This is a genomic window from Streptomyces sp. NPDC002853 (assembly GCF_053591915.1).
The window spans coordinates 228,943-250,002 of the sequence record NZ_JBSFUS010000013.1; the positions used below are offsets into that span (position 1 = coordinate 228,943).

18 protein-coding genes are annotated in these 21,060 nt (G+C 69.5%); 10 read left to right on the plus strand and 8 right to left on the minus strand.

The window, feature by feature from the left end; all coding sequences use genetic code 11:
- Positions 1-37: 37 nt before the first annotated feature.
- The 3 genes from ACWD02_RS33310 to ACWD02_RS33320 form a co-directional block, all read right to left on the minus strand.
- Positions 38-1,051 (minus strand): AvrD family protein, encoded by a 1,014-nt coding sequence (locus tag ACWD02_RS33310; RefSeq protein WP_451217423.1) that lies wholly within the window; start codon positions 1,049-1,051, stop codon positions 38-40.
- 189 nt (positions 1,052-1,240) lie between these two features.
- The gene (locus ACWD02_RS33315; RefSeq protein WP_451217426.1) at positions 1,241-1,726 is read right to left on the minus strand and encodes a MarR family winged helix-turn-helix transcriptional regulator; all 486 of its coding nucleotides are present in this window, start codon (positions 1,724-1,726) and stop codon (positions 1,241-1,243) included.
- Positions 1,727-1,971: 245 nt separating this feature from the next.
- A complete protein-coding gene (locus tag ACWD02_RS33320; protein WP_451217429.1) occupies positions 1,972-3,630 on the minus strand; it encodes an MFS transporter in 1,659 nt (552 codons plus the stop codon).
- 269 nt (positions 3,631-3,899) lie between these two features.
- Here ACWD02_RS33320 and ACWD02_RS33325 point away from each other — a divergent pair, with 269 nt between their 5' ends.
- Complete coding sequence (locus ACWD02_RS33325) at positions 3,900-4,340, plus strand: hypothetical protein (protein WP_451217431.1); 441 nt, start codon at positions 3,900-3,902, stop codon at positions 4,338-4,340.
- 20 nt (positions 4,341-4,360) lie between these two features.
- On the opposite strand, the gene ACWD02_RS33330 is transcribed toward ACWD02_RS33325, so the two are convergent.
- Both ACWD02_RS33330 and ACWD02_RS33335 read right to left on the minus strand, forming a co-directional pair.
- Positions 4,361-5,557, minus strand: a complete 1,197-nt coding sequence (locus ACWD02_RS33330; RefSeq protein ID WP_451217434.1) for a serine hydrolase domain-containing protein — start codon at positions 5,555-5,557, stop codon at positions 4,361-4,363.
- Between the two features lie 165 nt (positions 5,558-5,722).
- Entirely contained in the window at positions 5,723-6,145 is a 423-nt protein-coding gene (locus ACWD02_RS33335; RefSeq protein WP_451217437.1) for a secondary thiamine-phosphate synthase enzyme YjbQ, read from the minus strand.
- 101 nt (positions 6,146-6,246) lie between these two features.
- On the opposite strand from ACWD02_RS33335, the gene ACWD02_RS33340 reads away from it, so the two are divergent.
- The 6 genes from ACWD02_RS33340 (at position 6,247) to ACWD02_RS33365 (ending at position 11,625) form a co-directional block, all read left to right on the plus strand.
- Positions 6,247-6,330 carry a putative leader peptide gene (locus ACWD02_RS33340; RefSeq protein ID WP_349817350.1) on the plus strand — a complete coding sequence of 28 codons (84 nt, stop codon included), beginning with the start codon at positions 6,247-6,249 and terminating at the stop codon, positions 6,328-6,330.
- Positions 6,331-6,450: 120 nt separating this feature from the next.
- Entirely contained in the window at positions 6,451-7,356 is a 906-nt protein-coding gene (locus ACWD02_RS33345; protein ID WP_451217440.1) for an ABC transporter permease, read from the plus strand.
- Complete coding sequence (locus tag ACWD02_RS33350; RefSeq protein ID WP_451217443.1) at positions 7,329-8,105, plus strand: ABC transporter ATP-binding protein; 777 nt, start codon at positions 7,329-7,331, stop codon at positions 8,103-8,105. The genes ACWD02_RS33345 and ACWD02_RS33350 overlap by 28 nt, the downstream gene beginning before the upstream one ends.
- Before the next feature lie 74 nt (positions 8,106-8,179).
- Complete coding sequence (locus tag ACWD02_RS33355) at positions 8,180-9,223, plus strand: ABC transporter substrate-binding protein (protein ID WP_451217446.1); 1,044 nt, start codon at positions 8,180-8,182, stop codon at positions 9,221-9,223.
- Positions 9,224-9,225: 2 nt separating this feature from the next.
- Complete coding sequence (locus ACWD02_RS33360) at positions 9,226-10,434, plus strand: LLM class flavin-dependent oxidoreductase (RefSeq protein WP_451217449.1); 1,209 nt, start codon at positions 9,226-9,228, stop codon at positions 10,432-10,434.
- Positions 10,435-10,566: 132 nt separating this feature from the next.
- A complete protein-coding gene (locus ACWD02_RS33365; protein ID WP_451217671.1) occupies positions 10,567-11,625 on the plus strand; it encodes an NAD(P)-binding domain-containing protein in 1,059 nt (352 codons plus the stop codon).
- A gap of 25 nt (positions 11,626-11,650) precedes the next feature.
- Here ACWD02_RS33365 and mltG read toward each other — a convergent pair whose 3' ends face one another.
- Entirely contained in the window at positions 11,651-12,496 is an 846-nt protein-coding gene (gene mltG / locus ACWD02_RS33370; RefSeq protein WP_451217674.1) for an endolytic transglycosylase MltG, read from the minus strand.
- A gap of 46 nt (positions 12,497-12,542) precedes the next feature.
- Positions 12,543-14,360 carry an ABC transporter ATP-binding protein gene (locus ACWD02_RS33375; RefSeq protein WP_451217452.1) on the minus strand — a complete coding sequence of 606 codons (1,818 nt, stop codon included), beginning with the start codon at positions 14,358-14,360 and terminating at the stop codon, positions 12,543-12,545.
- A 116-nt stretch (positions 14,361-14,476) separates the two neighbouring features.
- Between ACWD02_RS33375 and ACWD02_RS33380 the strand changes: the two genes are divergently transcribed.
- From ACWD02_RS33380 to ACWD02_RS33390, 3 genes are all read left to right on the plus strand, one after another.
- Positions 14,477-14,920, plus strand: a complete 444-nt coding sequence (locus ACWD02_RS33380) for a MarR family winged helix-turn-helix transcriptional regulator (protein WP_451217455.1) — start codon at positions 14,477-14,479, stop codon at positions 14,918-14,920.
- 66 nt (positions 14,921-14,986) lie between these two features.
- Entirely contained in the window at positions 14,987-17,905 is a 2,919-nt protein-coding gene (locus ACWD02_RS33385) for an FAD-binding and (Fe-S)-binding domain-containing protein (RefSeq protein WP_451217458.1), read from the plus strand.
- A gap of 120 nt (positions 17,906-18,025) precedes the next feature.
- Positions 18,026-19,486, plus strand: a complete 1,461-nt coding sequence (locus ACWD02_RS33390; protein ID WP_451217461.1) for a Gfo/Idh/MocA family protein — start codon at positions 18,026-18,028, stop codon at positions 19,484-19,486.
- Here the strand turns inward: ACWD02_RS33390 and ACWD02_RS33395 are convergent.
- Positions 19,425-20,852: a cation:dicarboxylate symporter family transporter gene (locus ACWD02_RS33395; protein WP_451217463.1), complete on the minus strand. Its 1,428-nt coding sequence runs from the start codon at positions 20,850-20,852 to the stop codon at positions 19,425-19,427. The two genes, ACWD02_RS33390 and ACWD02_RS33395, sit on opposite strands and share 62 nt — an antisense overlap.
- Positions 20,853-21,060 lie beyond the last annotated feature (208 nt).

The window sequence follows — 21,060 nt, forward strand, 5'->3', positions numbered from 1 at the left end:
GAATACCTGTCCGGGCAGAGCCAATTGGGCCGTGCGGTTATGCGGCGACGGCGGGCAGACGGTGCGCCAGCCAGCAGCGGCCGTCGATCCCCGCGAAGTCGTCGACGCTCAGTTCCGCGGTACGCCAGCGGGCGTCGCCCATGGACAGGAGCCGGGAGCTCGCGGTGCGCACGGTCGGGGTGAAGCTGTGCCCCATGGGGCGCACCGGCGTGCCGGCGCTGATGACGAAGCGCCTCATCCAGAGCGTGTCGGTGGTGCCGCGGGACAGCCCGTCCTGTGCGTAGAGCAGGACCTGGGCCAGCTGGGCCACTCCCACCAGCGCGTCGACCAGGGAGACCGACGGCCCGTAGGCCGCTTCCGCCCCGCAGGTGTGCGCGTCCCCGTCCGTGGCGACGACGCGCTGCCGTCCCTGGATCTCCTGCCGGTCGAGGTCGACGCGGACCTGCTCGGCGTACTGGTCGCGCTGCTTGTAGCCCACGCCGTAGTGGCGGGCTCGCGCCGGTCCGAGCGCCTGCTTCTCGTCGTCGTACGTGACCGGGGTCCCCGTCCGCCTGCCCTGTTCGTGCACGAGCGTGCAGCGCACCTTCAGGCTCCCGACGCGGCAGTCGAACGTGCTGGCCAGCGTGGCGAGTTCCCCGGTCGGACCGTCGACGGCGAGCAGCCTGCCGCGCACGGGAAAGTCCGCGAGATCCTCGTGCGGCGAGCTGCCGGCCCGTACGTCCGCGCTGCGCAGCCAGATCCTGCGCCGCTCGGCGGCGCCGAGCCCGAAGGCCCGGCCGAGGTGCGTCTCCGCCAGGTTCGCGGCGAGCACCAGCGCGTCGATGCTGCTCAGATGCGGGCGCAGCTCACCGGCGCCCGATTTGCGGGACCAGTCGCGCGGATAGGTGAGCGTGCCGCGCGCGGTGACCAGCGCACCCGGGTCGGCGGAGCCATCGGTGGTGATGTCCTTGAGGCCTTGGGTGACGCGTTTGTATCCGCTCCCGAAAAAGCGGGAGCTGCCCGGCCCGAGGCAACTTTCCAAAGATCCGTATACTAATTCCTTGTTACTCATTCCCCGTTTACCTTCCCCCGTGTCGCGAGTCATGTGACCCGGACAGAAAAAACACTATCCGGCACATCAAGGGGAAAGCAATTAGTCAAGGTAATCTGTGATGGCCTCCACAGATCGACCCAAAGTAAACCTCAAATGGGGATTCTTTGACTCCAGTTGCACCGCAGAATTCGCGGAATTTCGCCGGAGTCACTCGCAGGCGATCACGCGCGGCCAGCGGTCGGCCAGCAGATCACCGAGCAGGGTGCGAAGCCGCTCGCGGTCCTGCTCGGGCACGGCGGAGAGAAAGTCCTGCTCCACGGCGTCGACGGCACGCCCCGCGCGCTCGAGTGCCTCGCGGCCGCCGTCGGTGAGACGCAGGATGTAGCGCCTGCGGTCCGACGGGTTGCGCCGCCGCTCCACATGGCCGGCCCGCTCCATCTCGTCGATCAGGGCCACCATGGTCGTCGGATCGAGGTGCAGGAGTCTGCTCAGATCCTGCTGAGACAGGTGCAGATCACTTTCCAGTGCCGCGAGAACGTAGAAATAGCGCAGCCGCATGCCCTGCGCCATGAGTGCCTTCTCCGCGTCCTCCATCAGGATCGATCCGGCTTTGTTCAGCAGATAGCCGGTCCTGCGGACGAGGGGGAAGTCGAGCCCGGCGGGTTGCGCCGGAATGGGCGTCGCCTCAGTCATCCGGGCCGCTCCCCTTTACTGGCTGACTCTCGGTTCTGCTGCTGACATCTCGGTGAAGGGACCGGGCCAGGGGATGTGGTTCCCCAGCCATGCCGAACATCCCCCGCGCCGATCGTCGATCACGTCAAGGGTACTGGCGCTGACACCGGCCTCCAAGGCCGGTGTCAGGGACGGTGCCGTGGGCGATCGGGGCGGGTAGCCCGGCCGTCTCCGACCGGGTTACCCATCTCCCCCGACTCGGTGACTCACCCGTCTCCCCCGGTATGTGCGGACTGCGCCACGACCGGCGTCCCGGCACTCTCCTTCTCCAAGAGCCCTTGCGCCTCAACGGTGTTCACCGCCGTCCGACCGCTATCCTCCACGGTCTCGCCCAGGGCACTCTCGTGCAGATCGCGCGTACGGATGAAGGCGAATCCCACCACCGCACCGACGGCGGCGACGAGCGCGCACACGAACATCACGTCCGTCAGCCCGTCCACGAAGGCGGCGCGTGCCGCCGCCTCGAGTGCGGGGGCCGTCCCCGAGGGCGCACGGCCGACGGCTTCCGCGCCGCCGCCCGCCGCCACGGCCTCACCGAACTCGTGGGCGGATGAACCCAGTTGACGCCCCGCGTCGGATTGCACGAAGAGATCGGTCACCCTGCCCTGGAACGCCGCACCGAATCCCGCGATGCCGATGGCGACGCCCACCTGCTGGAACGTCTCGTTGATCCCCGAGGCCATGCCCGCCTTGGACGGTTCCACGACGGCGATGGACAGCGAGGCACGCGGCGGATTGAAGAGCCCCATGCCAAGGCCGATCCCGAACATGCTCGGCAACAGCGCGGTCCAGGAGGTGTCCGGACCGGTGAGCGCGACCAGGAAGAGCCCGGCCGCGATGAGCGCGAGGGAGGTGCCCATCAGCAGCCGCTGCGGCACCCGGGTGGTCAGTGACCCGGAGATCGCGGCCGCCACGAACAGTGTCCCGGTCAGCGGAAGGAAGCGCAGACCGGTCTCCCACGGCGAGTACGCGAGGACGTTCTGCACGTACGACACCAGGAGGAAGATCGCGGACATGGTCGCGGCGGCGCACAGCAGCGTCACCACCGACACCCCGTTGAACGTCGTGTTCCTGAACAACGACAGCTGGAACATGGCCCGTTCACCCCGCCGCCGCTCCACGACGCCGAACATCCCGAGCAGCAGCACGGCGGCCACGAACATGCCGACGATGGGAGCACTGCCCCAGCCCTCGGCCTCCCCTCGCAGCAGCCCCAGGACCAACAGGGTCAGCGCGCCGGTGAACAGCACCATCCCCCACCAGTCCACCGCCGGGGCCGACTCCGCTCGCGACTCGCGCATCCGCAGCGCGCTCACGGCCATGGCGAGCAGCCCGACCGGCACGTTCACCAGGAAGATCCAGCGCCAGCTCAGCCCGTCGGTGAGCGCACCCCCGATGAGCGGGCCGAAGGCGATGGACAGCCCGACCACTCCCCCGAAGATGCCGAAGGCCCTGCCCCGGTCCTTGCCCTGGTACTCCTGGCCGATCAGCGCGGGACCGACGGCGAACAGAACCGCACCGCCCAGTCCCTGGACCCCTCGGGCCACGGACAGGACGGCGGCGTCGTTCGCCAGGCCGCAGGCGAGCGAGGCCACCAGGAACACGACGAAGCCGATGTTGAAGACGCGCTTGCGCCCCAGCCGGTCGGCCAGTGATCCGGCTGTCAGCAGCACGGCGGCGAGACCGAGGGCGTACGCGTCGAGCACCCACTGGAGCGAGGTGAAACTCGCGTCGAACGCGTCCCTGATGTCGGGCAGCGCCACATTCACCACGGTCAGGTCGAGCAGCAGCATGAACGTGGCCACACACACCACGGCCAGGGTCCACCCCCGCCCGCCCGCCGAGGTCGTTCGTCCGGACATCATTCCCCCGAGATCTAAATGATCTACTTCTCAAATCATCGATGTTCCCAACGATTTGAAAAGCTACGAAGGCCTCGGAAACCTGTCAACGGACCGCTCACGTCTCGGCCATGATCCGGGGGGAATCCGGCCGGATACCGCCGGGCGAATCCCCACCCGTCACCTCGCACCCGAGGAGCCACAGCTCACCCAGGGAGTCGGCATATGCGCAGGTAGGACTCTGCAGGGGGTCCTGGTGCGCGGGTGCCGGCCGGGCAGGCTAGCTTACTCGGATGAGTCTTCTTGATGATGTGGCCGAGCGCGACGGCTGGCGATGCTGGGTGTGTGACGAAGCGGTCGACTCCGACGAGTCGGTGAACGACCCGCGGGGGCCCAGCGTCGACAGCCGGACCGCCGACCGGAAGGCCAAGGTCGTCGAGCGGCTCGCGCACCGCGGATGCAACACCCGCAAGGGCGCGGTCAAGGTGGTCATCGCCTGGCCGGATCGCCTGTACGTGGTCGAACCCGCACCGCTGATCACCGTCGCCGGGAGGCTGGAGCGCAAGGGGGGCCGCGAGATGGTGGGGCGTTGTCCGACCAGGCGGGACGCTCAAGACGCGGCCGATTGGCTGGTGGACCGGTTCTCCCGACTGGTACCGGGGCTGCCGGTGACCGCCGACATCGAGCCGGGCGGCGGCCAGTTCCTGGTCACCCTGTCCACCGGCCGCCGCTGACGAGGGATCACCGGCGCGGACTAGGGCGCGGTGGCCGAACCGTCGTAGACGTTCTTCGGGGTGGCGACCGCTGTGATCGCACGGGCGAGCAGGGTGGACGGCTCCTGGCCCTGGCTCGTGATGTCGGTGTTCATCATGACGACCAGGGTGGCCTTCTTCGAGGGCAGGTAGACCGTCACGGTCTCGTAGCCCGGGATGGAGCCGTTGTGCCCGATCCAGCCGTTGGTCTTGAGGATGCCGAGACCGTAGGTGGTACCGGGGAAGCCGGTGGGCAAGGTCTTGAGCCGCTGCTTCTGGGTCTCGGGGCTGAGCAGCTGCCCGGTGGCGACCGACTTGGCCCAGATACGCAGATCGTGCAGGTTCGAGATCATCGCCCCCGCTGCCCAGGCCCAGCTGGGGTTCCAGTTCGTCGCGTCCGCGACCTCACCGCTCAGCGTCTGGTCGGTGTAGCCGCGCGGGTGCGGCTGAGGGAACTCGTTGCCCTGCGGGAACAGTGTGTGGTGCAGGTGCGCCGGGCGCAGCACGCGGTGGTGGATGACGTCGGCCAGCCGGTGGCCGGTGACCTTTTCGATCACCATGCCCAGCAGGACGAGGTTGGAGTTGGAGTACTGGAACTTCTTGCCCGGGGCGAAGGTGTTGCGGTGCTTGAAGCCGTACGCGAGGGACTGGCGCGGGGTGAAGGTGCGCTGCGGGTCGCTCAGCAGGTCGCGGACGAAACCGGCGTCCTCGGTGTACGGGAACAGACCGCTGCGCATCTCCGCGAGCTGGCGCAGCGTGATGCGGTGGCCCTTGGGCACGCCCTTGACGTACTTGGAGATCGGATCGTCCAGCTTGACCCGGCCTTCGTCCACGAGCTCCAGCAGCGCGGTGACGGTGAACGTCTTGGTCTCGCTGCCGATCCGGACGAAGGAGTCGGCAGCCATCGGCTCACCGGTCCTGGTGTCGGCGACGCCCATGGACCGGACGTAGCAACCCTTGCCCGGCATCCATAGACCGACGACGGCCCCGGGGATGCCCGCCTTCTTTCCGACGTCGTTCATGGTCTTGTCGAGGCGGGACGTGAGCTTGCGTCCCAGGCTGTTCGGGCAGTCGCCCTTATCGGGGTGGGCGGCGATCGGCCGCTGATCGGCCGCGGCGGGATGGGCCGCCGTCGGCGCCCACAAGGACGCGACGAGCAGCGCTGCACAGAGGGTACGGCGGGAAGTGGAACGTCTCATTCGGGGGTGCCTCTTCCAGGCAGGGGGATCTTCCAGACAAGGGGGCGGACGTCACGAACATCACCACCTCGGCCCCCGACGCGGTCCCGACCGCCCGTCCCCGTGTCAAGAAGTCCACTCGTTCGGAGCCACCGCACAGCACACGGACGCCCCCTCCCCCACAGCTCACCCGAGGAACGACAGCCGCACCTCGCGACGAGGGTTGTCCCGGTTGGTGTCCACCAGGCACACCGACTGCCACGTCCCCAGCTCAAGGCGGCCTCCCACCACCGGCAACGTCGCGTGCGGCGGCACCAGGGCGGGCAGGACATGGTCGCGGCCGTGGCCGGGGCTGCCGTGACGGTGCTGCCAGCGGTCGTCGGCGGGGAGCAGGGTGTGCAGCGCGGCGAGCAAGTCGTTGTCGCTGCCCGCGCCGGTCTCCAGGATCGCCACGCCGGCGGTCGCGTGGGGCACGAAGACATTGAGCAGGCCATCGCGGCCGGCCGCCGCCTCACTGAGAAAACTCTCGATGTCACCGGTGAGGTCGAAGACCTTCTCGGACGACCCGGTGGTGACGTTCAGGACACGTGTGGTGAAAGCATCGGACATGGGTCCATCCTCTCGCAGAGGTCTCTCGTTCGCTGATACGCGGCGTCCGCCTTTCGAGACGGCATTGACCGTACGCGGACGACCTGGCTACGTTCTGCGGCATGTTGCGTTCAGCCCTGCTCACCACGCGCGGTCACATCGACCTGCTGCGGGTGGCCTCCGCCGCGTGTCGTCGCGGCTGCTGACGCCTTCTCAGTTCTTTTCTCTCTTCTCCTCCTTCTCTGCCCTGACGCCGTCGCGCGGTTGATTTCCCCGTCCTGCGCGTAGGCCGTTCGAGCATCCCTCCCTCCTGCCGTGGAGCAGCCATGAGCATCAGCCACGCCCCGCCGGATTCCCCGCCGGACATTTCGGGAATATCCAAGTCCGGCCACCCCGCCCAGGACGCCGGAGACGTCCGGTCGGGCGAACCGCATCTCGTTCCCATCGTCCCCTCTTCCACCCGCGGCGCCCGCGTCCCTCGCTGGCTGCGCCGCACCTCGGGCCCTCTCGCACTGCTCGCCCTGTGGCAACTCCTCAGCTCCACAAGGGCGTTGAGCGCAGACATCCTCGCGTCGCCGGGAACCATCGCGGGCGTCGCCCGTGATCTCCTCGTCGACGGTTCGCTGACCTCCGCCATGGGGGTCTCCCTGCAACGGGTCGCGGTGGGGCTGCTGCTCGGCACCGTCGTCGGGACCTCGCTCGCGCTCATCTCCGGGCTGTTCCGCGTCGGCGAGGATCTCGTGGACGCCAGCGTGCAGATGCTGCGCACCGTGCCGTTCGTCGGGCTCATCCCGCTGTTCATCATCTGGTTCGGCATCGGCGAGGCGCCCAAGGTCGCCATCATCACGCTGGGTGTCTCGTTCCCGCTCTACCTGAACGTGTACGCGGGCATCCGCGGGGTCGACTCGCAGCTCATCGAGGCCGGCGAGTCCCTCGGGCTCTCACGGTGGGGGCTCGTGCGCCACGTCATCCTGCCGGGCGCGCTGCCGGGCGCGATGACCGGGCTGCGCTACTCCCTGGGCATCGCCTGGCTCGCCCTCGTCTTCGCCGAGCAGATCAACGCGGACTCCGGGATCGGCTTCCTGATGGTCCAGGCGCGTGACTTCCTGCGGACCGACGTGATCGTCGTCTGCCTGATCGTCTACGCCTTCCTCGGCCTCATCGCCGACTTCATCGTCCGCACCCTCGAAAGGCTGCTGCTGCAATGGCGACCGACGTTCACCGGCCGGTGACTCCCCACACCCGTACGACAGCGCCCACTTCGGCGGTACGGGTCGAGGGTCTCACCCGCTCCTTCGACGGGCGCGCCGTCATCGATCAACTCGACCTCGACGTGCGGCCGGGCGAGTTCGTGGCGCTGCTGGGACGCAGCGGCTGCGGCAAGTCCACCCTGCTGCGCATCCTCGCCGGGCTCGACCGGGACATCGAGGGGACGGTCCTCGTGCCGCGCCGCAAGGCCGTCGCGTTCCAGGCGCCCCGGCTCATGCCCTGGAAGCGGGTGTGGCGCAACGTCCTGCTCGGACTGCGGGGAAAGCCCGAACGCGGCGTCGCGGAGCGGGCGTTGGAGGAGGTCGGCCTCAAGCACCGTACGAACGCCTGGCCCAAGACGCTCTCGGGCGGCGAGGCCCAGCGCGCCTCGCTGGCCCGCGCCCTGGTGCGCGAGCCCGATCTGCTGCTGCTCGACGAACCGTTCGGCGCGCTCGACGCGCTCACCCGCATCAAGGCCCAGCGCCTCGTCGACGAGCTGTGGCAGCGGCGCGGATGCGCCGTCCTGCTGGTCACCCATGACGTGGAGGAAGCCGTGCTCCTCGCCGACCGGGTGCTCGTCATGGACGAGGGGGTCATCGCGTACGAGACCGAGATCGATCTTGACCGGCCGCGTGGCATCTCCGATCCGCGCTTCGGCGAACTGCGTGCCGAACTGCTGCAGCGCCTTGGTGTCGACGCGCCCGACCACATCGCGGAAGCCGCCGCGGCGTGATCCCCGCTCATTCCCCCTCCCGCACAACCCGCACGAACAAAACGCACAGCCCGACCAGACCGAACGGACTCACCATGCGACGACATCTCGCCGCCCCCGCCCTGCTCCTCCCCCTGGCCTTGCTGCTCGCCGCCTGCTCCGGCTCCTCCTCCGCGAGCACCTCGTCCGCGGGCGCGGGTGGCGGGACCGACGGCCAGGGGTCGCTCACCCTCAACGTCGGTGACCAGAAGGGCGGTTCGGAGGCCGTGCTGCGCGCCGCCGGGGAGCTCGACGACCTGAAGTACAAGATCCGCTGGTCCACGTTCACCTCAGGGCCTCCCCTCCTGGAGGCCGTCAACGCCAAGGCCGTGGACATCGGCGCCGTCGGCAACACGCCGCCCGTCTTCGCCGCCGGAGCCGGCTCGAAGATCTCCGTGGTGGCCGCGAACCACGGCACCGCTTCGGGCGAGGCGATTCTCGTGCCCGACGGCTCTCCCGTGAAGAAGGCCGAGGACCTCAAGGGCAGGTCCGTCGCCGTGGCGCAGGGCTCGTCGGCCCACTTCCAGCTGATCGCGTCCCTCAAGGAGGCCGGGCTCGGCATCAAGGACGTCAAGGTCAAGTATCTGCAGCCGGCCGACGCGCTGGCCGCGTACACCAGCGGGAAGGTGGACGCCTGGGCGGTCTGGGACCCGTACACCTCGCAGGTTCTGGAGAGCAAGAAGGGGCACGTCCTGACCGACGGCGACGGTCTGGTGAACGGCCTCACCTTCCAGGTGGCGGCGCCGCACGCGCTCAAGGACAAGAAGAAGTCCGCCGCGATCGACGACTACCTCAAGCGGCTGCGCAAGGCCCAGGACTGGGTCTACGACCACCCGGAGGCATGGGCGAAGGTCTGGGCGAAGGACACCGGCCTGCCCTACGAGGTCGCGCTCGCCGCCGTCAAGCGCAGCAACGGCACGCGCGTCCCCGTGGCCGTCGACAAGAACGTGATCGCCTCCGAGCAGGAGATCGCGGACACCTTCGCCGGCCAGAAGCTCATTCCGCGCCGCATCGACTTCGGCGACTTCGTCGACACCCGCTTCAACGGCGACCTGCCGCCCTCGACCAGCAAGCCGCGCACGTACCGCAAGGAGTCCTGACCATGACCGTCCACCTCAACTGGTTCCTGCCGACCGGCGGCGACGGCCGCACCCTCGTCGACCGGCACGCCTACACCGACGGCGGCATCAAGCGCTCCCGCGTCACCCCGGTCAGCGGGGTGCGGGCCCCCGACATCGACTATCTGATCCAGATCGCCAAGGCGGCCGAGCAGTTGGGCTTCGAGGCCGTGCTGACCCCGACCGGCACGTGGTGCGAGGACGCCTGGCTGACGACGGTCGCCCTCGCCCAGCACACCGAGCGGCTCAAGTTCCTGGTGGCGTTCAGGCCCGGCGTCATCTCCCCGGTGCTCGCCGCGCAGATGGCGGCCACGTATCAGCGCATCACGCGCGGACGCCTGCTCCTGAACGTCGTCACGGGCGGCGACTCGACCGAGCAGCGGCGCTTCGGCGACCATCTCGACCACGATCACCGATACGCCCGCACGGACGAGTTCCTGTCCGTCGTGCGGGGCGTGTGGGGCGGAAAGCCCTTCGACTTCCACGGCGAGCACTACGACGTGGAAGGCGGTCTCACCGCGTTGCCGCCGGACCCGCTGCCGGAGATCTTCTTCGGCGGCTCGTCGGCGGCGGCCGGTCCTGTCGCGGCGCGGCACACGGACGTGTACCTGACCTGGGGCGAGCCTCCCGAGCAGGTCAAGCAGAAGATCGACTGGATTCGTGGCCTCGCCGAGGAGCAGGGGCGCACGGTCCGGTTCGGCATCCGGCTGCACACCATCTCGCGCGACTCGGCCGCCGAGGCGTGGGCCACGGCGAACCGGCTGCTCGACGATCTCGACCCGGACACCATCGCCGCCGCACAGCAGGCGCTCGGCCGCAGCGAGTCGGTCGGCCAGCAGCGGATGCTCGCGCTGCACGGCGGTTCCCGCGACGAGCTGGAGATCTCACCGAATCTCTGGGCGGGCGTCGGTCTCGTGCGAGGTGGCGCGGGCACCGCACTCGTCGGCAGCCACGCGGACGTCGCGGACCGGATCGAGGAGTATCACGCGCTGGGGGTCGAGCACTTCGTGCTTTCGGGCTATCCGCATCTGGAGGAGGCGTACTGGTTCGGCGAGGGCGTGATCCCGGACCTGGCGGCGCGCGGGCTGCTGCCCCGGATTCCGGCCTCGCAACTGGCCGGGGTGCCCGCGGCGAACGGGCGTCCGGCCTCCGCTCCGGGCGGCGCCCCGCTCCTGGTGGCGGGCGGGCGCTGACCCGCGGGCCCGCGCGGGAAGATCCCGTACCCCGATGGAGTTAGTAGAAGCGTGAACGACATCGGGGTACGGGACGCGGCGGCGCGGGATGCGGCCGCACAGGAAGCGGTACGCGACGAAGCCGCACGCGAGGTGGACGTGGTCGTCATCGGCGCCGGGCAGGCGGGGCTGTCCAGCGCCCATCACCTGCGCAAGGCCGGCTTCGCGCCGGACCGGGACTTCGTCGTCCTGGACCACGCGCCCCGGCCGGGCGGCGCCTGGCAGTTCCGCTGGCCCTCGCTCACCTACGGGAAAGTGCACGGCATGCACGCGCTGCCCGGCATGGAACTGACGGGCGCCGACCCCGCACGCCCCTCGTCGGAGGTCATCCAGGAGTACTTCGAGGAGTACGAGCGGCGCTTCGACCTGCGGGTGCACCGTCCCGTCGACGTACACCGGGTGCGTGAGGGCGAGGGCGGGCGGCTGCTCGTCGAGACATCGGCCGGGGTCTGGTCGACGCGCGCGCTGATCAACGCCACGGGGACGTGGGACCGCCCGTTCTGGCCGCGCTACCCGGGACAGGAGACGTTCCGTGGACGGCAGTTGCACACGGCCGTCTACCCGGGGCCCGAGGCGTTCGAGGGGCAACGGGTGATCGTCGTGGGCGGCGGGGCCTCGGGCACCCAGCATCTGATGGAGATCGCCCCGTACGCCGCACAGACCACCTGGGTGACCCGGCGCCCGCCCGTCTTCCGCGAGGGACCCTTCGACGAGAACTGGGGGCGTTCGGCCGTCGCCATGGTCGAGGAGCGGGTGCGGCAGGGGCTCGCGCCGCAGAGCGTGGTGTCCGTGACCGGACTGCCCGTGAACGACGCCATCCGCCGGGCCAGGGCCGACGGGGTGCTCGACCGGCTGCCGATGTTCGACCGCATCACGCCGAGCGGCGTCGAGTGGGACGACGGGCGCCGCGTGGACGCCGACATCATTCTCTGGGCCACCGGGTTCCGCGCGGCCATCGAACACCTGGCACCGCTGCGGCTGCGCGAGCCGGGCGGCGGCATCCGCATCGAGGGCACCCGCGCCGTCGTCGACCCCCGCGTCCATCTGGTGGGCTACGGCCCCTCGGCCAGCACGATCGGCGCGAACCGCGCGGGACGCGCGGCGGTACGGGACATCAAGCGACTGCTGGCGGACGCCCCGGTCACGGTGTGAGACCCGGGACCGGGACGCCCGGGGCCTAGCCGGCTTGCTTGGCCTCGTCCTTGTTCTTGCTCTGGTTCTTGTTGAACTCCGCCACGTTCTTCTGCTGCTCCTCGAAGTTCGCGGTGAAGCGGGTGTCCCCCGGCTTCACCGTCACGAAGTACAGCCAGTTGCCCGGTGTCGGATTGATCGCCGCGCGCATCGCCTCCTCGCCGGGGTTGCCGATCGGGGTGGGGGGCAGGCCCATGCGCGTATAGGTGTTGTACGGGCTGTTGATCCTCGTGTCGCTGTCGCGGGTCTTCAGCGTGGAGCGGTTCAGGGCGTAGTTGATCGTCGAGTCCATCTGCAGCGGCATGCCCTGCTCGAGGCGGTTGTGGATGACCCGGGCCACCTTGCCCATGTCCGCCTTGGAGCCGGCCTCGGCTTCGATCATGCTGGCGATGGTGACGGTCTGGTAGACGTTCATGGTGTTGCGGTCGGCGCCCGCCGTGACCTGATTGCCGCCGAACTTCTTGGCCGCCGTGTTCACCATGTACGAGAGCACGGATGCGGGGGTCGACTGCTTGTCGATGGGATACGTCGCGGGGAAGAGGTAACCCTCGGGGTTGCCGCGTGCGTCGCCGGGGAGTTTGAGCTTCGCCTGGGGGAGGGCCTTCTTCGTGGTGCCCGCCGGTACGTCGAGGGCCTTGTCGACGGCCTCGTACACCTGGCTGGTGCGCCAGCCCTCCGGGATCGTCAGTGATTCGGGGCCTGCGTCGTCGTCCGGGAGCAGCAGCGGCACCGCCACGGCGGTGACCGCGGCGACGGTTCCGGTCGCGATCAGGGCGATCCGGCCCCGACGCGTCAGTCGAATCGTGCCCCGGCGCGGAGTCTTGGTCTGCAGCATGCGGGCACATTATCGTGCGAATGCGGACATACCGAGCATATTTTCATGTCGCAGGCTCCAGTTGTGCGTCCCTGCGGACCAGAGCGGCGTAACGGCCGTCCTTTTCCAGGAGCTCCTCGTGCGTACCGCGCTCGGCGGTCCTGCCCGCGTCCAGGACCACGATCTGGTCGGCGCCGCGGACCGTGGAGAGCCGGTGGGCGATCGTGAGCGTCGTCCGGTCCGCGGACAGCGCGTCGATGGCGTCCTGCACGGCGCGCTCGGTGTGCGTGTCCAGAGCGCTGGTCGCCTCGTCCAGGACGAGCACGGGCGGATCTCGCAGGATCGTACGGGCGATGGCCAGGCGCTGCTTCTCGCCCCCGGAGAAGCGGTGGCCGCGCTCGCCGACCACCGTGTCGTACCCGTCGGGCAGGGACGCTATGTGGTCGTGGATCTGGGCGGCCCCGGCGGCGGCGATCAGCTCCTCGTCCGTGGCGTCGGGCTTGGCGAAGCGCAGGTTCTCGGCGACCGAGGCATGGAAGAGATACGTCTCCTGGGACACGACACCGACCGCGCGGGCCAGCGTGTCGAAGTCCAGGTCGCGCACGTCGACCCCGTCGATCGTGACGCGGCCGCCCGTCACGTCGTACAGCCGCGGCACCAGATAGCTGAGGGTCGACTTTCCCGAACCGGTGGGGCCCACGACGGCCAGGCTGCCGCCGGCGGGGACGGTGATGTCGATGCCGTCGAGGATCGGGCGGCTTTGGCCGTCCTCCCCGTCGTAGCGGAACTCGACGTCCTCGAAGCGGACTTCGCCCTTGATCTTGTCGAGGCGCACCGGGCGCTCGGGCTCGGTGATGTCGATGGGCAGGTCCAGGTACTCGAAGATGCGCTGGAAGAGCGCGAGCGAGGTCTGGATCTGCACGCCGGTGGAGAGCAGGCTCACGGTGGGCCGGAACAGGCCCTGCTGGAGCGAGACGAATGCGACGAGCGTGCCGATCGAGACCGTCGGGCCGCCCATCTGGAAGGCCAGGCCCGCGGTCCAGTAGATGACGGCGGGCATGGCGGCCATGACGATCGAGATGACGGCCATGCGCCAGCGCCCCGCCATGTTCGAGCGGACCTCCAGGTCGACGAGGCGGTCGGACTCCTCGGCGAAGGTCTTGGTGAGCGAGTCGGAGCGGCCCATCGTGCGCCCGAGCAGGATGCCGCTGACGGAGAGCGACTCGGTGACCGTCGCCGCCATCGCGGCCATCTGCTTCTGCCGCTGCGTGGCGATCTTCTTGCGTTCGCGGCCGACCCGGCGGCTGATCCACACGAAGACGGGCAGCAGGAGCAGCGAGACGACCGTCAGGCGCCAGTCGAGGGCGAGCATCGCCACGATCGTGGCGATCACGCTGGTGAGGTTCGAGACCAGGGAGGTGGCGGTGGAGGTGACCGTGGCCTGCATGCCGCCGATGTCGCTGGCGATGCGGGACTGGACCTCTCCGGTGCGGGTCCTGGTGAAGAAGGCGAGCGACATGCTCTGCAGGCGGCCGTAGACAGCGGTGCGCAGGTCGTGCATGACGCGCTGCCCGACCGTCGTGCTGATCAGGGTCTGCAGGACGCCGAAGACGCTGGTGACGACGGCGCTGAGGATCATTCCGAGGGCGAGCAAGCTCAGCAGGCCGGTCCGTCCCTGCGGGATCGCGGTGTCGAGGATCTCCTTCAGCAGGAAGGGGGTGGCGACCGAAACCAGGGAGGCGGCGCCGACCAGCAGGCCGACGATCGCGAGGCGGGCGCGGTAGGGGCGGAAGAGGCGCAGGATGCGGCGGATCTGCCGCGGCTGTTCCTCTTGGCCGGGGGCCAGGGGCTGCGGTGTCCACTTGGGTTCGTCGTGAGGCATGGGCTCCTACGGGAGGTGAGACGGCCGCCGACAGAGATACAGCCGACGATGACTGAGGGAGCATAGCTCACTGTTACCTATACTCACAATGCACAAGGTCCTGATAATGTTCCCGCATGAACACCCCGGACGCCGATGGACTCCTCGCCGAACAGCTGCTGCGGCTGACCCGCAGGCTGCACCGCATCCAGAAGCGCCATCTGGTGCCGATCGGCATCACCCCGGCCCAGTCCCGCCTGCTGCGCACCCTCGTGCAGTACGACACCCCGCCGCGCATGGCCGATCTCGCCCAGCACCTCGAAGTGGTCCCGCGTGCCGTGACGAGCCTGGTCGACGGCCTGGAGGCCGGCGACCTCGTGCGGCGCGTCCCCGATCCCACCAACCGCCGGGTGATCCGCATCGAGCTCACGGGCGCGGGCCGCAAGGCCCTCGGGGAACTGCGCGGCGCGCGCCTGGCCGCCGCGGAGGACATCCTGGCTCCACTGGACGCCGAACAGCGGAAGCAGCTCGGCGGACTGCTGAACGCGCTGTTCGAAGTGCAGGACGTCCCCAGCCGCTGACTCTTGGAGCGTCCCCCAACGCCACCGCCCGACCGTCCGACCGTCCGACCCCGCCGAGGAGAGCTCATGCCGTTCCTGGAGCCCAAGCCGGAAGCCCTGCGCCCCGTGTCGCACCCGGAGGCACCGGCGCACGACCGGGTGCCGGACCGGCAGGCCAAGGGCACCCCCGAGCCCCTGCGCTCGGAGCTGTCCGCGCTGCTCGGCGAGGACAAGGTGCTGACGAAGATCTCCGACCTCGTGCGGTACGCCTCCGACGCGAGCCCCTACCGCTTCGTGCCGCAGGTCGTGGTCGTCGCCGAGGACATCGACGACATCTCCGCCGTCCTGTCGTACGCGCACGGCAGGAGCCGCGAGGTCGTCTTCCGCGCGGCGGGCACCTCGCTCAACGGCCAGGCCCAGGGCGAGGACATCCTGGTCGACGTGCGCAAGCACTGGGCGGGCGTCGAGGTCATCGGCGACGGCGAGCGGGCCCGCATCGGCCCCGGGACGACCATCCTGCGGGCCAACGCCACGCTCTCCCGGCACGGCCGTGTGCTCGGCCCCGACCCGGCGAGCGCCATCGCCTGCACGATCGGCGGGGTCGTCGCGAACAACGCCTCCGGGATGACGGCGGGCACCACCCGCAACTCGTATCGCACGGTGGCCTCACTCACCTTCGTCCTGCCGACGGGCACGGTCGTCGACACGGCGGCCCCGGACGCCGACGAACAGCTCGCGCATGCCGAACCCGCCCTGTGCGAGGGCCTGTTGCAGATCAAGCGCGAGATCGAGGCGGACCAGGAACTCACGGCCCGCATCCGCGCCAAGTACGAGATCAAGAACACGAACGGCTACCGCCTGGACGCGTTCTTGGACGGCGCGACGCCCGTGCAGATCCTGCGTGGCCTGATGGTCGGCTCCGAGGGCACCTTCGGCTTCATCTCCGAGGTCGTCTTCGACACCCTTCCGCTGGACCGGCACCTCACCACGGCCCTGTTGTTCTTCCCCTCCCTGCCGGCCGCCGCGGCGGCCGTCCCCCTCTTCAACGAAGCGGGCGCACTGGCCGTCGAACTGATGGACGGCAACACCCTGCGCGCCTCGACCAGCGTCGCGGGAGTGCCCGCCGACTGGGCGCGGCTCCCGAAGTCGACCGCCGCGCTCCTGGTGGAGTTCCGCGCACCGGACGAGGCGGGCCGGGAGGCGTACGAGGCGGCGGCCGCCAAGGTCGTCGAAGGGCTCGAACTCGTCGCGCCCGTCGCCTCGGTGACCAACACCTTCACCCGCGACCCGAAGACGATCGGGGGATACTGGAAGGCCCGCAAGGCGTTCGTGACGGCGGTCGGCGGCTCTCGCCCCTCCGGGACGACACTGATCACCGAGGACTTCGCGGTGCCGCCGTCGCGGCTCGCCGACGCCTGCGGGGCGCTGCTCGAACTGCAGACGCGGCACGGCTTCGACGCCGCCGTCGCGGGGCATGCCGCGCACGGCAACCTGCACTTCCTGCTCGCCTTCGACGCGGGCCTGCCGTCGGACGTGGAGCGCTATGCGGCGTTCATGGACGAGTTCTGCCGGCTGACCGTCGAGCGCTTCGACGGCTCGCTCAAGGCCGAGCACGCGACGGGACGCAACATCGCCCCGTTCCTGGAACTCGAATGGGGGCCGAAGGCCACGGAGTTGATGTGGCGCACCAAGCAGGTCATCGACCCGGACTGTGTGCTCGCGCCGCGCATCGTCCTGGACCGCGACCCGAAGGCCCACCTCCGCGGCCTGAAGACCATCCCGAAGGTGGAGATGATCGCGGACCCCTGCATCGAGTGCGGCTTCTGCGAACCGACCTGCCCCAGCGAGGACTTGACGACCACTCCGCGCCAGCGGATCGTGCTGCGCCGCGAGATGATGCGTCAGACACCCGGCTCCCCGGTCGAGGACGGCCTGGTCGAGGCGTACGGCTATGACGCCGTGGACACCTGCGCCGGTGACTCCACCTGCAAGCTGGCCTGCCCGGTGGGCATCGACACCGGAGCCCTGATGAAGGACTTCCGGCACGCACGGCACTCGCCGCGCGAGGAGCGGGCGGCCGCCGTCGCCGCCAGGAACTTCAAGGCGGTCGAGGCCGCCGCGAGGCTCGCGGTGGCCGCCGCCGACCGGATCAGCGACCGGCTCCTGACCTCGGTCACGCGCGCCGCACGCAAGGCCGTCCGCCCCGACCTGGTCCCCGAGTGGCTGCCGGACATCCCCGGAGCAGCCGCCCGCAAACTGCCGCGCACGTCACGCACGGGCGCGAGCGCCGTGTACTACCCGGCGTGCGTCAACCGCATCTTCGGGAGCCCCGGTGACCGCTCCCTGCCGGAGGCGATGGTCGCCCTCGCCACGCGCGCGGGCAGGCCCGTCTGGATTCCGGACGACGTGGCGGGGACCTGCTGCGCCACGATCTGGCACTCCAAGGGTTATGACCAGGGCAACGCGGTGATGGCCAATCGCATCGTCGAGGCGGCCTGGGCCTGGACGGCGGGCGGCAGGCTGCCGCTGGTGGTGGACGCCTCGTCCTGCACGCTCGGCATCGCGCACGAGGTCGTGCCCTATCTGACCGCCGAGAACCGTGAGTTGCACCAGGCCCTGACCGTCGTCGACTCCCTCGTCTGGGCCGCGGACGAGCTGCTCGGGCACCTGACCGTGCACCGCACCGTCGGCTCCGCGGTCCTGCACCCCACCTGCTCCATGAGCCATCTCGGCGACGAGGCGCACCTGCGCGTCCTCGCCGAGGCCTGTGCGGACGAGGTGGTCGTCCCGGACGACGCGGGGTGCTGCGCCTTCGCGGGCGATCGCGGCATGCTGCACAAGGAGCTGACGGAGTCGGCCACCCGCAAGGAAGCCGCCGAGGTCACCGCCCGGCCCTTCGACGCGCACCTCTCGGCGAACCGCATGTGCGAGGTGGGCATGGACCACGCCACGGGCCGCTCCTACTACTCCGTACTCCTGGAGCTGGAGCGCGCCACGCGTCCGTGAGCACCACACGCCGGATGAAATAAATCCAACTCCCTGGCCACTTCGGTCCCTTGCGCCACGCCCATCCCGCCATCAGGGTGGCATCCGTTCCAGCGCAGGCATCCAAGCCACGGAGGTCCGATGCACGACGAGCACGCCACCCCGAACCCTGACGAGTCCGCGACCCCAGAAGACTCCGCGGACGGCGCCTCCCGCCGCGCCGTGCTCCGCACCGCCGGCCTCGCCGGAGCCGGGCTCGGTCTCGGCGCACTCACCGGCGGTACGGCGCACGCCGACGCCCCGCAGGGCGCGCCCGCGGGCGCGGCCACGGCCGCCGATGCGCCGCCGCGCAAGGGCAAGACCATGGTCGGCGTACCGTTCCAGCGGCGTTCCACGGTGCGGGTCGGCATCGTCGGACTCGGCAACCGCGGCGGCAGCATGATCGACCTTTTCCTGGCGATCCCGGGAGTGAAGGTCGTCGCGCTCTGCGACCCGGTCAAGGACAAGACGGCGGCCGCGGCGAAGAAGGTCACCGACGCGGGGCAGCCCGCCCCGGCGACGTACACCAAGGGCGATCACGACTTCGAGAACCTGTGCAAGCGCGGTGACGTCGACTTCGTGTACGTGGCGACGCCCTGGGACTGGCACTTCGAGATGTCCAAGACGGCGATGCTCAACGGCAAGCACGTCGGCGTGGAGTGTCCCGTCGCCCTCCAGCTCGACCAGCTCTGGGAACTGGTCGACCTCTCCGAGCGCACCCGCAGACACTGCATGCAGCTGGAGAACTGCTGCTACGGCAAGAACGAGATGCGTGTCCTGCGCATGGCCCACGCGGGCAAGTTCGGTGATCTGCTGCACGGAGCGGGCGCCTACAACCACGATCTGCGCGGCCTGATGTTCGACCCGGACTACTACGAAGGCCCCTGGCGGCGCCTGTGGCACACCCGGCTGCGCGGCGACCTCTATCCCAACCACGGCTTCGGTCCGGTCTCCAACTACATGGACATCAACCGCGGCGACCGCGTCACGCACATCTCCAGCTTCGGCACGCCCGCCCTCGGCCTCGCCGAGTACCGCAAGGCGCACATGCCCGCGGGCGATCCGAGCTGGAAGGAGACGTACATCGAGAGTGACCGCACCATCAGTCTGGTCCAGACGGCGAAGGGGCGGGTGATCCGTCTGGAGCATGACGTCTCCACTCCGCACCCTTACAGCCGCATCAACAGTCTCGGCGGCACGAAGGGTGTCTTCGAGGACTACCCCGAGCGCATCTACATCGAGCCGGACCACACGAACGACGAGTGGGGCGACTTCGGCAAGTACGCGGGCGAGTTCGACCACTGGCTGTGGAAGGAGCACTCCAACCCGCCGGGCGGGCACGGCGGCATGGACTACATCATGATCTTCCGTCTGATGCAGACCATGCAGCTCGGCCTCGTGCCGGACTTCGACGTCTACGACGCCGCGGTCTGGACGTCGCCCGTCCCCCTGAGCCATCTCTCGATCAAGGCGAAGGGCGCGCCGCAGGCCATCCCGGACTTCACTCGCGGGATGTGGAAGAAGGCGCGGCCGGGAGTGGACTCGCAGAAGCCGCAGGCGTAAGGGACTTGGGCCCGGCGGTGCGCACGTCGGCGCTGCCGGGCTCCTGCGTCCCCTCCGTCTGTTCCTCCACGAAGGCGATCTCGCCGCCCAGGACCTTCTTCGCCCGTGCCGTGTCCAGTGCGCCTTCCCAGCGCGAGACCACGAAGACGGCGACGCAGTTGCCGAGCAGGTTCGTGGCGACGCGCATGGCGTCCATGATGCGGTCCACGCCGAGCAGCAGGGCGACCGCGCCGGCCGGGATGACCCCGAGCGCGGAAGCGGTCGCGGACAGCGCGAGGAACGCCGAACCGGGCACGCCCGCCATGCCCTTGCTGGTCAGCATCAGGACGAGGACGACCGTGATCTGCTGGCCCAGGCTCAGGTCCACGCCCACGGCCTGCGCGATGAACAACGTGCCGACGGAGAGGTAGATCGAGGCGCCGTCGAGGTTGAAGGAGTACCCCGTCGGCAGGACCAGGCCCACCGCGTCGTCGCGGCAGCCGGCCTGGCGCAGCTTCTGCATCATGCGCGGCATGACGGCCTCACTGGAGGCCGTGCCGAGCGCGAGCAGCATCTCCTCGCGCGTGTAGCGGATGAACTTCCACAGGCTCAGGCCGGTCAGCGCCTTCAGGGCGACGCCGAGCAGGACGAGGAAGATCAGGGCCACCGCGTAACAGACACCGATGAGCTTGCCGTACGTCGACAGGGCGCCGAGCCCGTACTCCCCCACCAGATGCGCAGTCGCGCCGAAGACGGCGAGCGGCGCCAGCTTCATGATGAAGCCGACGATCGCGAAGACGACCTCCTGGCCCTGCTCGATGGCGGGCAGGATCGCGGGGACCTTGGTGTTGCCCAGATGCAGCAGGGCCGCGCCCACCAGGCAGGACAGGACGAGGACTTGGAGCAGCGAGTTCTCCGCGAAGGCCCCGATCGCGCTGTCGGGCAGCGAGTGCAGGATGAACTCGCTGGTCGAGGGAAGTTCGCCGCCGCCGGTCTTCTCGTCGACGGCCGACGCATCGAGCTTGGCGGGGTCGACGTTCATGCCGGTGCCGGGGCTGACGAGATTTCCGGCGACCAGGCCGACGACGAGGGCGACCGTCGTCGCGACCTCGAACCAGATGAGGGCCTTGATGCCGATGCGCCCGAAAGCCTTGAGGTCTCCGGCCTTGGTGATTCCGGCGACGACCACGCAGAAGACGAGCGGGGCGATCATCGCCTTGATGAGACGTACGAAACCGTCGCCGAGCGGCTGGACGGCCGTCCCCGCGTCGGGCCACAGCCGGCCGACGAGGACTCCGAGCACCAACGCGCAGGCGACCTGCGCGAACAGTGAGGTTCGCAATGTGCGTGCTACGCGTCGCGATATGGACGGTACGGACTGCGGCACGGGCACTCCTGTGGTGAGGCTTCAACCTACTTCTGGCATGCGGAAGTTTGTTTCCGCGATGCGCCACTATGGCGGAGTGATCGACTCCGCAAAAGACCTACGAATCACATCGGCGAAAATCTTGGATCTTGCTCCAAGCCGCCGAACCGGAATGAACCCCTCCGGGACGCGGGGTCGCCTGTCGGCCCGGGGGTAGCCGCTGCCCGTC

Coding starts and splice junctions, on each gene's coding strand:
- ACWD02_RS33310 (WP_451217423.1), bottom strand. CDS start 1,051: ATGAGTAACAAGGAATTAGTATACGGATCTTTGGAAAGTTGCCTCGGG.
- ACWD02_RS33315 (WP_451217426.1), bottom strand. CDS start 1,726: ATGACTGAGGCGACGCCCATTCCGGCGCAACCCGCCGGGCTCGACTTC.
- ACWD02_RS33320 (WP_451217429.1), bottom strand. CDS start 3,630: ATGATGTCCGGACGAACGACCTCGGCGGGCGGGCGGGGGTGGACCCTG.
- ACWD02_RS33325 (WP_451217431.1), top strand. CDS start 3,900: ATGAGTCTTCTTGATGATGTGGCCGAGCGCGACGGCTGGCGATGCTGG.
- ACWD02_RS33330 (WP_451217434.1), bottom strand. CDS start 5,557: ATGAGACGTTCCACTTCCCGCCGTACCCTCTGTGCAGCGCTGCTCGTC.
- ACWD02_RS33335 (WP_451217437.1), bottom strand. CDS start 6,145: ATGTCCGATGCTTTCACCACACGTGTCCTGAACGTCACCACCGGGTCG.
- ACWD02_RS33340 (WP_349817350.1), top strand. CDS start 6,247: ATGTTGCGTTCAGCCCTGCTCACCACGCGCGGTCACATCGACCTGCTG.
- ACWD02_RS33345 (WP_451217440.1), top strand. CDS start 6,451: ATGAGCATCAGCCACGCCCCGCCGGATTCCCCGCCGGACATTTCGGGA.
- ACWD02_RS33350 (WP_451217443.1), top strand. CDS start 7,329: ATGGCGACCGACGTTCACCGGCCGGTGACTCCCCACACCCGTACGACA.
- ACWD02_RS33355 (WP_451217446.1), top strand. CDS start 8,180: ATGCGACGACATCTCGCCGCCCCCGCCCTGCTCCTCCCCCTGGCCTTG.
- ACWD02_RS33360 (WP_451217449.1), top strand. CDS start 9,226: ATGACCGTCCACCTCAACTGGTTCCTGCCGACCGGCGGCGACGGCCGC.
- ACWD02_RS33375 (WP_451217452.1), bottom strand. CDS start 14,360: ATGCCTCACGACGAACCCAAGTGGACACCGCAGCCCCTGGCCCCCGGC.
- ACWD02_RS33380 (WP_451217455.1), top strand. CDS start 14,477: ATGAACACCCCGGACGCCGATGGACTCCTCGCCGAACAGCTGCTGCGG.
- ACWD02_RS33385 (WP_451217458.1), top strand. CDS start 14,987: ATGCCGTTCCTGGAGCCCAAGCCGGAAGCCCTGCGCCCCGTGTCGCAC.
- ACWD02_RS33390 (WP_451217461.1), top strand. CDS start 18,026: ATGCACGACGAGCACGCCACCCCGAACCCTGACGAGTCCGCGACCCCA.